The 13,537-nt window shown below is 53.0% G+C and carries 7 protein-coding genes; 6 read left to right on the forward strand and 1 reads right to left on the reverse strand.

Translation table 11 applies throughout. The annotated features are described in order from the left end of the window. Window positions 1-492: 492 nt before the first annotated feature. Window positions 493-945, reverse strand: a complete 453-nt coding sequence (locus FS806_RS09750; RefSeq protein ID WP_144935187.1) for a helix-turn-helix domain-containing protein — start codon at window positions 943-945, stop codon at window positions 493-495. Window positions 946-1,131: 186 nt separating this feature from the next. On the opposite strand from FS806_RS09750, the gene FS806_RS09755 reads away from it, so the two are divergent. From FS806_RS09755 to FS806_RS09780, 6 genes are all read left to right on the forward strand, one after another. After that, a complete protein-coding gene (locus tag FS806_RS09755; RefSeq protein WP_144935191.1) occupies window positions 1,132-1,338 on the forward strand; it encodes a helix-turn-helix domain-containing protein in 207 nt (68 codons plus the stop codon). A gap of 439 nt (window positions 1,339-1,777) precedes the next feature. After that, on the forward strand, window positions 1,778-8,620 hold the full coding sequence (locus FS806_RS09760; RefSeq protein WP_222126633.1) for a SpoIID/LytB domain-containing protein: 6,843 nt from the start codon (window positions 1,778-1,780) through the stop codon (window positions 8,618-8,620). Between the two features lie 65 nt (window positions 8,621-8,685). Then, complete coding sequence (locus FS806_RS09765) at window positions 8,686-9,438, forward strand: YheC/YheD family protein (RefSeq protein WP_222126634.1); 753 nt, start codon at window positions 8,686-8,688, stop codon at window positions 9,436-9,438. An 886-nt stretch (window positions 9,439-10,324) separates the two neighbouring features. Then, entirely contained in the window at window positions 10,325-11,464 is a 1,140-nt protein-coding gene (locus tag FS806_RS09770) for a glycosyltransferase family 4 protein (RefSeq protein WP_144935199.1), read from the forward strand. 215 nt (window positions 11,465-11,679) lie between these two features. Next, a complete protein-coding gene (locus FS806_RS09775) occupies window positions 11,680-12,375 on the forward strand; it encodes a response regulator transcription factor (RefSeq protein ID WP_144935202.1) in 696 nt (231 codons plus the stop codon). Then, window positions 12,365-13,474 carry a sensor histidine kinase gene (locus FS806_RS09780; protein ID WP_144935204.1) on the forward strand — a complete coding sequence of 370 codons (1,110 nt, stop codon included), beginning with the start codon at window positions 12,365-12,367 and terminating at the stop codon, window positions 13,472-13,474. The genes FS806_RS09775 and FS806_RS09780 overlap by 11 nt, the downstream gene beginning before the upstream one ends. Window positions 13,475-13,537 lie beyond the last annotated feature (63 nt).

Raw genomic sequence — 13,537 nt, forward strand, 5'->3', positions numbered from 1 at the left:
CGTACGGATCTGTGAGGGGTAAGGGGCACAATCCTCGAAGGAAAGGCCCCGCCTACTCGACCTCGTCTTTGCGACGTCTTTACCGACCCGGATGCAGCGCGCCACCCCTTCTCTTGCTCAACATTTGCTCCAATGGGCAGCGATGAAAGAGAAGAGCGAATGTGACTGAAAAATTGAACACTAGACTCGCTTTTTTTCGAAGCTTTCACGGTTCTGCCGGTTCAGGCCGGTTCTCACATATAGTTCTTTACTACGGCATTCCCCACAACATGAAGAGCGACCGCTTTTAGAGGGAGGGTTAGACGTCGACTCCATTGGAGTGCGGACGGAATACGCCTCGAAGGCATTCGTCCCTTTGTGGGGGATTACAGGGCTCCCCGCAAAGTACCCGGAATAAGCTTCGAAGGCTGCCCGTCAGTTTGCGGGATATAATTTTGAGGGGAGCCTCCACCCTCTGTTGCCTGAGCGGGGAATTACCTGTCGATGGGGGAATCATTCGGACGTTCCGTCAGGGACCACGCCTCGGTCCTGTACATGCTTCCCGGCGTCCGCGGAGGCTGCTTGCTCCTGCTCCGCCCGTGCTCTCTTTTCCTTCCAGAACAGGGCGCTTAGTATTCGTTCGATCCATTCTTTATCCTCCGGGGAAAGCAGTATTCCGTCGAATTCGAGCTCGTTCTCCCGTATAAAGCGGCGTAAATTAACCGGTGCCTGGGGTGGCGGGACGAGCTCGGTTTCGGGCTGCAGGTAGCCCGCTTCTTGCATGAGAACGGCATAGGAGGTATTGAGTCCGGCGGACAATTTCAGCAATATTTCCGGAGAAGGAATTCCCCGCTGTCCATTCTCGATTTGGGATATATAGGAAGGGGATACCCCTGAACGGTCAGCGACTTCACGAATAGTAAAACCTTTCCTTTTACGCATTTGGCGAAGTTTATCATAGAACATGTTCTTCCATTTCTCCTTGATAGAAATAGGTTCCGTTAGTTAACAATAATAACATAAAAGTTTACAATTGTGTAATCAATCTGACAAATTGCGAAAATTTATTACACTAGTAAACTAAAATGATTGCAAAAGTAAATATAATCCAGTATAATAGGAACAAAAATGGGAACAGTTGGAGGAGATTGCTTGAAAATCATTGCCAGACCAAATCTGTTTGCCAGAACCCGAATCATGAAGGGAATGTCTCAGCGTGAATTGGCCAGGCGCTCCGGCCTGAGTCACACCTATATCAGTATGCTGGAGCGATCGAAGAAGTCGGTCGGACCAGCCGCGGCCAAGAAGCTGAGCGATGTACTGGAAATACCGATGGATGAGTTGTTTATTATTAAGTAATTCATTGCCGCGATGAATTTCTTCCCCTCTATCTTTCCTCGCTAGTAACATGGGATCCTTTGTTGCTTTCTACCGGCTTTCCGCGTGGGATAACGAGCTCTTAGCAATCATGCAATCGGTGGTTCGACATCTGAGCTCATCTCTCCATTATCTAACTTTATTTCAAATTGTAAAATTATTGTTGAAATATAGTTTCTTTAGAAATACAATAGTATTGGGACATATTGTAAGCGGTATCAAGGATTTGCAGTTCATCATTAAAACATTTTCGTGAAGCGGGAGGTGAAATTGGAGCCGTTTCGAGTTTCGCCGTCTTTTATTGTGACTGCATGCTGATCATCATGTGAGGAGATTGAAGCAGAACAAAATATGGAGGAGTGAGATCATGTATGATCGTCAATCCAGGTTCGCAAAACAATCTTTGATGGTCTTATTATCGTTGGTACTTGCTGTAGGAGGCCTGCTGGCCGGTTTTCCTCAAGGTCGATCTTATGCGCAAACGTCTGATTTTCATCCGGTCCATCAGGATGAATTTCCGGTAGCTCCGGGTGCTTATCATAAGGAAATGACATTGGAGGGGGGAATTTATGTCGAGGAGGTTAAGGTGATGGAGATTGATCCGTCCCAACCCTTCCTTGAATTGGCGGTGACTTCTCCCAAAGGGAAGGTAGTCTCCCTGGATACGGTGCGCAATCAGGCGAAGCTGGCGGAAAGCGAGGGCCGCAGGGCGGTTGCGGCTTTCAACATGGATTTCTACAATACGGATCCGAATTTCGCCGGTATACCGACGGGTCACCAGATCAGCGCGGGAGAAGTTATTACGGCCCCTTCCACTCGGCGCAACGTGCTGGCTCAGATGAAGGACGGCACAGTGCGGATCGAGACCGAGGTCGAGCTTGCCGCTTCTATCACGGCGGAGGACGGGGAGACGGCGGTCATCTCCGGAGTGAACCGTGCGGTGACGGCAGCCTTGTCTAATCATCTCTTCGTATTCACAGACAGGTTCAGTTCCACGACCAAATCGGTTGGCGAACAGATCGTGGAGGTGATTATCGCTCCCGGTCCGGCCGGGTCCGTGCTGCAGCCCGGCATTCCGCTCTCGGGAACGGTTGAAGCTGTTGTAGAGGGGGGAAATCAGCCGATTCCGGGCGGCAAGCTGGTCGTCACCGCAACCGGCAGCAAGGCGGAGTGGGCCCGCCGCAAGCTGACACCCGGCAGCCGGGTAGAGCTGGATGTTCAATTTACCAAAGGAATGAACGAAGCCCTGCAGCTGGTTTCCGGCAGTGTATTATTGGTCAGGAACGGACAAGCCACCCCCGAGGCGCTTGCGGATAAAGACCGCCACCCGCGCACTTTCGTCGCGGTCAAGCAGGGGAAGCTGCACGTGTACACGTTCGATGGCCGCCAGCCCGGGTATTCAGACGGGGTTACGCTTGCGGAAGGAGCGCTGTTTCTGCAGGAGGAAGGGATGGAATTCGCTCTAAATGTGGACGGCGGAGGCTCGACCACCTATGCGGCCCGTCTGCCGGGGGATCAGAGCTTGTCTGTTCTGAATCGCCCGTCCGACGGCTACGAGCGTTCCAATTCCAATTCCCTGGTTGTTTTGTCCACGGCCCCCGTTAAGGAACTGTCCACTTTGCTTCCTGCCCCCAAAGGGCCGGTCAAGGTGATCGCGGGAGGCAGCATTTCATTTACTTCCAAGGGACAGGATGAGTTTTACAACGGCATACCCGTCGATTCTTCGCAGCTGACATGGGAAGCGGATGCCGCCATTGGGACGATAGATTCGCTGGGAAGATTTACTGCGGCGGCAACGCCCGCGGAAGGACAGGTAACTGTCCGCTTAGGAGAAATATCAGCACAAGTAAATATACAGGTGGTTACGCAAGTGGAACGAATAGAGCTTATACCATCCATCGCGGTGATCAATCCTGGGGATAAGCAATCGTTCCGCGTGCGCGGTTACGATGCGAATGGCCAGGAAGTGATTTTGTCGCCGGATCGGTTGAATTGGAGCATGGAAGGCAATCTTGGCACATTATCTCCGTCGGGAGAATTGACGGCCGGTAACGAATCTGCTTCCGGCAAAGTAATAGTATCCATTGGCCAGGCTTCGGCCGAGGCGGTGGTTCATATTGGCAAGCCCCCCGTCTTGGTGGAGGATTTCGAAGCGTTGGACGATTTAGTCCCGTCGCTTGTTAACGCGGTTCCGGGATCGGTGAAGCTGGAGCTGTCCAGCCGCCCCAATCCGGTACGGGTAGGCGCTCATGCGGTCAAGCTGACCTATGATTTTACGGGGACGAGCGGGACCTCCGCCGCGTACATCAATTTCCGGGAGAACGGAGCGGCAGGAAGGACGCTGGAGGATTATCCGATCAAGCTGGGGTTGTGGGTATATGGAGACGGCAACAAGCATTGGCTGAGAGGCCAAATTCAGGATGGCAACGGAACGAAGAAGCCGATAGATTTTACAGGATCGGGTCAGTTGAATTGGGTCGGCTGGAAATATGTGACTGCGGACATCCCCGCGGGAATGCCGCTGCCCCTCAAGCTTACCCAGATTTATGTCGTGGAAACAAGCAATGCCAATAAAAACGCGGGCGCCATTTATTTCGATCATTTGCGCTCCATCTACAGCGAGACCGGAGAAGACCTGGAAGGTCCCGTATTCGGTGACCGGACCCCGGAGCCCGGCAGTCAGATCTCCACGGGAACGCCGATCATTGCGGCTACGGTCAAGGACGCTGGAACGGGAGTCGATCGCGGCTCGATCGTCATGCGGCTCGATGGGACGGTCGTCGCCCATGAGTTCGATGAAGCCGGCGGACGGGTAAGCTATACCCCCGTAGAGGCGTTGAAGGACGGCGAGCATCGCGTAGTCATCGAAGCGGCGGATCTGGCCGGAAATCCAGCGGTGCCGAATGCGGATTGGACCTTCAGCATCGACACGGCCCCCGACTGGGAAGCACCGACCGTCAGCGTCATCAGTCCGATGGACGGCATCCGTACCCGCACCGATCAGCCGAGAATCGCCGTCAAGCTGACGGATGACAAGTCGGGGATCGATTCCGGCAGCATCACGCTGGAGCTGGACGGAACGGCCGTCCCCCATCGATATGATGAAGCGAGCAGCACGGTATATTATACGGTTCCGGACAAGCTGCAGCAGGGAACGACGCACAGGGTCAGGCTGTCGGCCGCGGATATGAGCGGCAATCGGGCGGAACAGGAGTGGTCGTTCACCATCGGCCGGCTTCCCGGACAACCGAATGATCCGAACCGGTTCCAGATTAGCGTCATCGGAGATGGAGGGTATTATACGGCCGGGCAAGGGGAGACCGCTGCGGATATTCTTCTGCGGGAGCAAATTGCCCGGATTAACCGGGAGGATTCCGAGCTGGTTGGCTACACAGGAGATATTGTGGAGAACGACACCCCGGAGAATTACGCTATCGCAATCGAAAATATGAATCTGTTCCGGATGCCTTATCTGGTCAGCATCGGCAATCATGAAATATCCGGAACCGGGTCCAGAGTGAATTATCAGAGTACATTCGGCGATACGACCTACCTGTATGATTTCGGCAATACGAGAATCATCGGACTGGATACGGCCTCCGGCATGATTTCCAATTCGGACGCTTCTCAGTGGCCGTGGCTGGAGGAAACGCTGGCGGACACGGAGCAGAACAACATCATAATCATCATGCATGTCCCGCCCGATGAAATTACCGCGGACGGTGAAAACCTCAACACAGGGCACGGTTTTCAAAACAGTGAGGAAGCCGGCCGATTGTATGATCTGCTGGGAACGTATAAGGCCGCGCACCCGAGCAAGAACCTAATTGTGTTCAGCGGAGATTTGCATGCATACCTCCACAAGCAGGTTCAGGGAGTGCACTATATCGTCTCGGGAGGGGGCGGCAAGTATACCCATATCTCCCCCGACAAGGGTGGGTTCTACCATTACTTGAATGTTCACGTCGAAGACGATTCGCTGAGCTGGGATGTCATCCCGCTTCTCGAACGCATCGATTTCGTTCAGGCGCCGGATACGATCCAGCGAGGCGAGACGGTAACCCTGCGGGCGGACGGACATTTCATGACCAGCACCAATCAGCCGATTACGATGCCGATTCAATCTCCTTTTAAAGTCGAATGGGAGTCTAGCAATCCGCAGGTAGCTTCGGTAGATTCGGAAGGCAGAGTTACCGGCCATTCAGCCGGCGAGGCGGTCATCACCGTTAAATCCGGGTGGGCGAAAGCGGAGAAGACCCTGCGTGTCAGCGGAGGAGAGCCGATAGGCCTCGAGCTGACGGGTCTCGAGCCTCTCGAGGCGGGAGATACGGCGCAGGCAGAGGTCTGGCAGTTATTGAGCGACGGCAGCCGGGTGAAGCTGTCCGGGGATGTCCGCTTCCACAGCAGCAACGACCTGGTGGCCGAAGTGTCCGATGACGGACTGGTCAGCGCCTGGCAGGCGGGGGAAGCCGTTATTACGGCGGAATACGGGACATGGAGCGCGACTTATACGCTCATCGTCTCCCCTTATACCGGCGTTCCTCTGCAGGAGAAGGTGATGGCTGTAGATGCTGCCGCCGGAGCGATAGAATTAGAGTTTGCGGGGGCAATGCCTCTTACCGAAACTTTCAAAGTATTCCAAACCGGGCAAGGACAGCCGGCGGAGAGGACGTTAAACGATGTAAGAGTCGGAGCGGAGAATGTTACTGCGTTCATTAACCGCTCGGGGGCGGTTTACAAGCTCCTGATCGAAGGGGAGACCCCGCCGGGCCGCATGCGGGTAGGCATCCGCACCGATATCGGTAATATTGCCGACCTGACGACCCTTAACCACAGCCGCATTGAGCTTGTGGCCAAGGAAGACTTCCGGCTGGAGGACAAAATAGCGGGCGTAACGTTCGATATTGCCGCGGACAGCCCGGCCGCACTCACGGTAAGCGGCGGTCAGACCGTTGTTCACTATGGAGGAGCGGAGCTCTACCGAACGGCGAACCGGCTGTATGCCCATCCGGTCGGGGAGGATTCGCGGATTCAGGTAAGCAGCATCCGCCGCTCGCAGGGGCAGCCGCAGTACCGGGGAACCCTGGAAATGACATTGACCCCTGCCAAAGATGCTTTAAGATTAATTAACGATATCGACTTGGAGCGATATTTGTATCAGGTCGTTCCGAGCGAGATGCCGGCTTCCTTCGGGCTCGAAGCGCTGAAGGCCCAAGCTGTAGCGGCCCGGACCTATGCGCTGACCGATTATTACAACAGTCGGTTTGCCGATCGCGGCTTCCATATCGACGACAGCACGCTAAGTCAGGTGTATAACAACAGTGCAGAGAATGGTTTGACGACCCAGGCGGTTAACGAAACCGCCGGGATAGTGATGAAGAGCGGCAACGAGCTTGTGGATGCCCGGTTCTACTCCACATCGGGAGGATACGGGGCCTCCAGGCATGAGGTGTGGGCGGATGCGCCTCCCTCCAATGCATTCCCGGGCACGCCGGCCCCTTATCTGACCGCTCAGAGCTATACGTATGATCCGTCCGACCCCGGGGAAATGCTGAGGATCGATACGGCCAACGAGCGGCAAATCAACGAGTTTTATAAAACGTTGTCGCATACCGGATACGATTCGGATTCTCTCTATTTCCGCTGGAAGGTCGGCTTGACCAAGCAGGAGCTGGAGAATACGATCAACCGGAATTTGCCCGACCGGTACGCGGCGGACCCGCTGTTTATCTTAACCATGCAGCCGGACGGAAGCTTCGCCAGCCAGCCGATTCCGCCAGGCGGCATCGGAAGCCTCCGCAATATGTACGTGGCCAAGCGGGGGGCGGGCGGTAATATTATGGAGCTTGTCGTGGAAGGCAGCAGCGGAACCTATAAAATTGTCAAGGAATTTAACATCCGCTTTACCATTCGCCCAAGCCAAGCGTACACGGGCGGCGGCGATATTCTCGCTTACCGGGCCAAGGGGGGATCAGCCGACTACGATCCGGCGGCAACGTTACGAAATCCGAGCATCCTGTATTCCGCCTTCTTCACTTTCGATCTGGAGAGGGACGGGCAGGGAGACATCGTGCGCATTACATTCTACGGGGGAGGCAACGGTCACGGTGTGGGCATGAGCCAGTACGGCGCCTCGTTATTAGGCGGCAGAGGCTGGAGCTATGACCGGATTCTGACCACGTATTATCCGAATATGAATCTGGTCCCCATTTACGGTCCCTCCAGGCAGCTGGAATCGATTGAACTGTCCGGTCCCGATTCGCTGGTTGCGGGAGAGACAGGCCAGACCGAGGTGACAGCCTACTATTCGGACGGCACGATGGAAGTAATAACGGAAGGCGTTAACTACGCCAGCAGCCATCCGGAGGTGGCTGCCGTCGACGAGTCGGGTCTGGTGACGGCTCTCCGTCCGGGACAGACGGTGATAGCTGCCGAATATGAGGGGCAGACGGTCAGCTACCGCTTGACGGTTACATCATCCCTGAACAAGCTGGAGATAAGCGGACTCGGTCCGATGCGGCCGGGAGAGCAGAGCCAGACCGTCGTCATGGCCGTCTATGGAGATGGGTCGAGGCATCCCGTTATGACGGGAGTCACCTTCTCCAGCAGCCGTCCGGAGGTGGCCTCCATCAACGAGACGGGTCTGGTGACGGCTCTCCGTCCGGGACAGACGGTCATATCCGCCGTATATGCCGGGCAGACAGCAGGCTACAACCTGACGGTGATCTCCCCGGAGCCGGAGACCCGCCTCGAAATCATAGGTCTGTCGGCGATGAATGCGGGCGAGAAGCGCCAGATTGAAGCGAAATTGATTCATGCTGACGGTTCCTCGGAGACGGTATCGAAGGGTGTGCAATGGACAAGCAGCGACCCTCAAATAGCCAAGATCGATTCCAAAGGCAGGATCACTGCACTTAAACCGGGAGTTGCTACGATCCGGGCGCAATATCGGGAGTGGGTTGCGGAAGCAGAGCTTGTAGTGCGGGTTCGATTGCAGAAGCTGGATATAGGCAAGCTGAAGCCGATGAAGGAAGGTGAGACATTCCAGATCGTGGTTACGGCTATCTACAGCGACGGGACCCGGGAGACGGTTACTGCCGATTCGGCTTTTACGAGCAGCGACCCCGATACAGCCACGGTGGATAACGGAGGTTTAATCCGCGCCCTGCACAAAGGAAAGACGACCATTACGGTCGAATATGGCGGCCTGCAGGTCACAGAGAAGCTTAATGTCACCAAGGCGCCCCCTGGCCGCAACAAATAATCCTCTCTGCCGCTGAAGTTGCGGAGAGGACCTGTTTCGCCGATAGAAATCTCGTTATAGCGGTCTTGGAAGAGGACTTCAATGGAAGTCCTCAGGTGGTAGCCATTCGAAAGAGAAAGACTAAGACAAAAATGGTTGCTCAACACAAATGGGCTAAATTCCGAGTTTTAAAAGAAATGAATGAACTCGAGCCTTTTTTACCGGCAACGCAAAAATTTAGAAAACGAGTTTTATGGGACTTTATCGACAAATACGGAAAAGTTATGCTTAAGCCTTACCTCGGACATTCCGGCCGCGGCGTAATTCAAGTATCGCGGTTGGAAGAAAATCGGTTTGCAATTCATATTGAAAACAAGAAAATAATTGTGGACGGAAAGCGATCTGTTTCCGATCAGCTTGAGAAATTGACGAATGCCCGGAGATATATTGTACAGCGCCGAATATCATTAGCTGAAATTAACAAAAGGCCGTTCGATATAAGAGTTATGGTAAAAAGGAAAAAACAATCTCCCTGGAAAGTAACGGGGATGTTCGCCAAGGTAGCCGAGAGAGATTATGTCGTTTCCAACGTGTCCGGAACCCTGCTTCCGGTTGAAGCCGCGATTGAACAATCGCTTATGAAACCCGTTCCAACTGAAAAATTATTAAAGCGAATCAAGAAAGTCTGTTTGACCGCGTCAAAGCAACTGGGCAATGTTTATGCTGCGCAGAATATTATAGGCTTCGATATCGGCTTGGATCATGATGCTAACGTCTGGATTATAGAAGCCAATTTTAAGCCGAGCCTGCGGCCGCTTATATTATTGAAGGGTACCTGAGAAGGTGCCCTTCTGGCCTTGTAACGGCCCTCCGCCGTTTCATTATTCTGGTCGGATTAAACGCCCTGTGCTTATAATTTCCACCGGAAAAACCGCCCAAAGACTTTCAGTCTATTCGATTTTTTATCCTGGGTATCTCCTTATGTCGGGCTATAAACGGTCCATACGAACGGGAGAGCGTTTGGAAAGAGGGCAAACGGCCAAGGAGCAAACGCATACACTAATATTGGAAGCTATTTTTTGAACGAGGGCTTGGCTTACCAAATCGGACTGACTCCGGATGGGGTTCCGGGCAGTCATTTGGCTGGAGAGCCGACTTTCCAATCCTGTCCCGGAAGAGTACAATAGATATGATAAGAAGCGAACGTTTGTTTTTTGCCTTTAAGCGAAGTTATCGGGCGAAGTCTTTCCGGTGTGGCGCTCGAAGGTCAGACATAGGATCGAAGTACAGTCATATCACCAAACCTTATTGAAGCATCGTTAAGAACCGGCAAAAATGCAGGTCTTTGGAAGAAATTCGGTTGAAATCGGCCAAAGACATGCGAAAGTGCAGTTGAATTCGGCATTTAACTGATTTTGGTCTTTTCCGGGGATTTACCTGCAGGTTTGCTCGTCTTCGGCAATGTTTGGCGATATCACGCTGATTGACATGCATTTTTGCTTGTCATTTGAAGCCATCCTTCGGCTGTTCAGTTGATAGGAAGGAAGCCCAAACATGCCTTGATGTGCTGAACATCACCATACATCGCGCAGATAAAAGAGACAGGAAGCCAAACTTGTCTCTAAGGGCCGAGCATCGCCTTACATTGTGCAGACAAGTTAGCTTCGCGGTCCGAACTTGGCGTAAAGTGTTCTAATCATTCACCAGACTTTTAGGAGGATTCTCATGAACGTACTGCAAGCATTATTTTTCCCGCCGGAGCAGCCCGGGGGAGTATCTTCGATGATTCCGTTTATGAAGGAGCGTTTTGTCAGAAACAGCTGGGGAATGGAACTGTTCTACCTGCCGAGGAGACTTAGGGGGAAAGGAAACGAGCCGGTGGAGTTCGCCACCTTCGATTGGAAGGCTTACGGGGGCCATCCCGTTGTTGATAAATATATTCAAACCTATAAAGATTACGTTTGGTGGACAAGGCTGCGCATCCGTCAGCGCTATGACCTCATCCACGCCCATCATCCGATTGCCGCGTTGGCTATGCGCCAGCTTTTTCCGGAGACCCCGGTTCTGTTGACCATCCATTCCAGCTACGAGAGAGAGCTGGTGCTGAACGGGCATATCGAGGCGGACGGGCCGGAGCATCGTTTCCTGACTTCGCTGTATCATGAGCTGGAAGTGAAGCTGGAGCAAATATTAACGGTATCGGAATCGTTTAAAAGCTACCTGTCCCATTATGTGCAGGAGCCGGACAAAATCAGAGTCGTTCCGAACGGGTTCGATGAAAGAAGATTTCGTCCCATGCCGCATGAGAATGAAGTTCCTCAATTGATTACGGTCTGCCGTCTGGTTCCGGCCAAAGGATTGGACATATTGCTGGCAGCCTGTTCGGAATTGAAGAAGCGCGGTCATTCCTTCGTGCTGCATATTATTGGAGACGGACCATACCGGCCGGAGCTGGAGCGGATGGCTGTTGATCTTGATGTGTATGAGGAAACTATATTCTACGGCTATATGCTTCATCCGGAACAGTTTATGCCGTTCTTTGATATTTTCGTGCTGCCTTCCCGTGCCGAGGCCTTCGGCTCCGTCTTCGCGGAAGCGGCTCTCTGCCGGCTTGCGCTGGTCGGAACGAATGTCGGGGGAATCGCCGAGCAGATCGAGCATGGACGGAACGGGTTTCTAGTCCCGCCCGAGGATGCCGAAGCTCTGGCGGAGGCGCTCGCCAAGCTGATGGAGGAGCCCGATCTGCGCTCCCGGATGGCGGGCCTGGCGGAGAAGAAGGCCAAGTCAAATTACTCACTGCAGCGGGTGATTCGCCAATTGGCCAAGGTATACGAAGAATACCGGCGTCCCGAGGCCCGGGGGTAATAGTTGTCTACGCCGTGCCGAAGCGGCGGAAGCGGCTAGACAGCAGGTTCTTGCCGCCTTTAGGCTGGCAGAGCGACCGGTAGTCACGCATAGTTTTCCTTTTTTTTCATTGCAAGAACTTGGACCGTACGATGTGTTAAAATAGGACAATGATGGAAAAAACAAACCGATGATGAGGCTACGAACATAGGGATTGGAAAGGGTAGAAGGTACAGATGAACAAACAAGTTCTTATCGTGGATGACGATAAAGAAATTGCCAAGCTTATAGAAATCTATTTGGTGAATGAAGGGTATAAAGTCATCAAGGCGCATAACGGTCGGGAGGCGCTGAAAGTCATTTCTACGGAAAGTATTCAACTGGTCATTCTCGATGTTATGATGCCGGGGCTCGACGGATTGGAGGTTTGCCGGCAAATTCGGGAGAAGGATAATATTCCGATTCTGATGCTGAGCGCCAAGGGAGAGGATATAGACAAAATACTCGGGCTCACGACCGGAGCCGACGATTATATGGTCAAACCGTTCAACCCTCTGGAATTGCTTGCGCGGGTCAAGTCGCTCTTCCGCAGAACTTTTGACCTCAATCCGCAGCTTCAGGCTTCAGGCGACGGGACAATTACGATTCATTCTCTGCAAATTAACAAATCGACTCACACCGTTACGGTAGAGGGACATAGGGTCAATTTAACCTCGTTGGAGTTTGATATTCTTTATTTGCTGGCCAGCCATCCGGGGAGGGTGTTCAGCGCCGAGGAAATTTTCGAAAGAGTGTGGAAAGAGAAGTATTACCAATCCCATAACACGGTTATGGTTCATATCAGCAAGCTGCGGGATAAATTGGAAAGCGAGCCGGGAGGAACGAAGCTGATCCAAACGGTATGGGGAGTCGGGTATAAAATTGATCACTAATTTATTTTACAGACTTCGTTGGAAGCTGCTTCTGCTTTTTGTCATTTCGCTTGTATTTTCTTTGCTGGGGGTGCTGTTTCTGTTCGTTACCGCCCAACTGCTGGTGGCGGCTGGGCCCAATATTATCAGCCAATTCTTTAGAAGCTTGTACTACACGGTCGGGCCTGTGTCGGTATCGCTTGTAACGGGGGTGGTTTTGTTCATTGGCTTTGTTGTCCTGCTCAGCCATCGAAGTATCCGATATCTTGGTCAAATCACGAAAGCGGTACAGCAAATCTCCTCCGGCGATTTCGATGTGCGTATCCCCGTCCGTTCCCGGGACGAGCTGGGGGAACTCGGAGAGAACATCAACCGGATGGCGGAACAGCTCAAGGTGTCTATTGAAGAAGAGCGGAGAGCGGAGCGGACGAAGAACGAGCTGATTACCAGCGTTTCGCATGATTTGCGGACGCCGCTGACATCGATTAACGGCTATCTGGGGCTGATCGAGCAGGACCGTTACCGGGACGAGGTAGAACTCCGTTATTATGTCAACATTGCCTACGACAAAGCCCAGCGGCTGACGGGGCTGATCAACGATTTGTTCGAATATGCAAGAGCAAGCGGAGGAGGAATGAAATTGAAGCCCTCCCCCATTAATCTCGTCGAGATGCTCGGGCAGCTTGCGGCCCAATTTCGTTTGCAGCTGGAACGGACGGGCATGGAGTGCCGGTTGTTTTTTCCGGAAGAAAAAATTATCATTACGGCCGATGGAGACAAGCTGGTCCGTGTGTTTGAAAATTTGCTGATCAACGCCATGAATTACGGCAAGGACGGAAAATATATCGATTTAAGAGTGACACGGGAAAACGGCGATGCGGTTGTGCATGTGGTCAACTACGGGGAGCCTATTCCGAACACGGATCTTCCTCATATTTTTGACCGGTTCTATCGTGTGGAGAAATCGAGGGCCGAGGAAACGGGTGGCTCGGGTCTCGGGCTGGCGATTGCCAAGACGATTGTCGATCTCCATGGCGGTACGATCTCGGCCGATAGCGATCAATTAAGAACGCTGTTTGAAATCAGACTCCCGATAACAAATCCCGCGGCTCAGGCATAGTTCCTTTCGCATGGCGAGCCGTCTGCCGATACAAGGCTTCTTTGCAAGGTCTTTTCGAAAAGG

It is taken from the genome of Paenibacillus sp. 32O-W, from assembly GCF_007679495.1.
Lineage (GTDB): Bacteria > Bacillota > Bacilli > Paenibacillales > NBRC-103111 > Paenibacillus_L > Paenibacillus_L residui.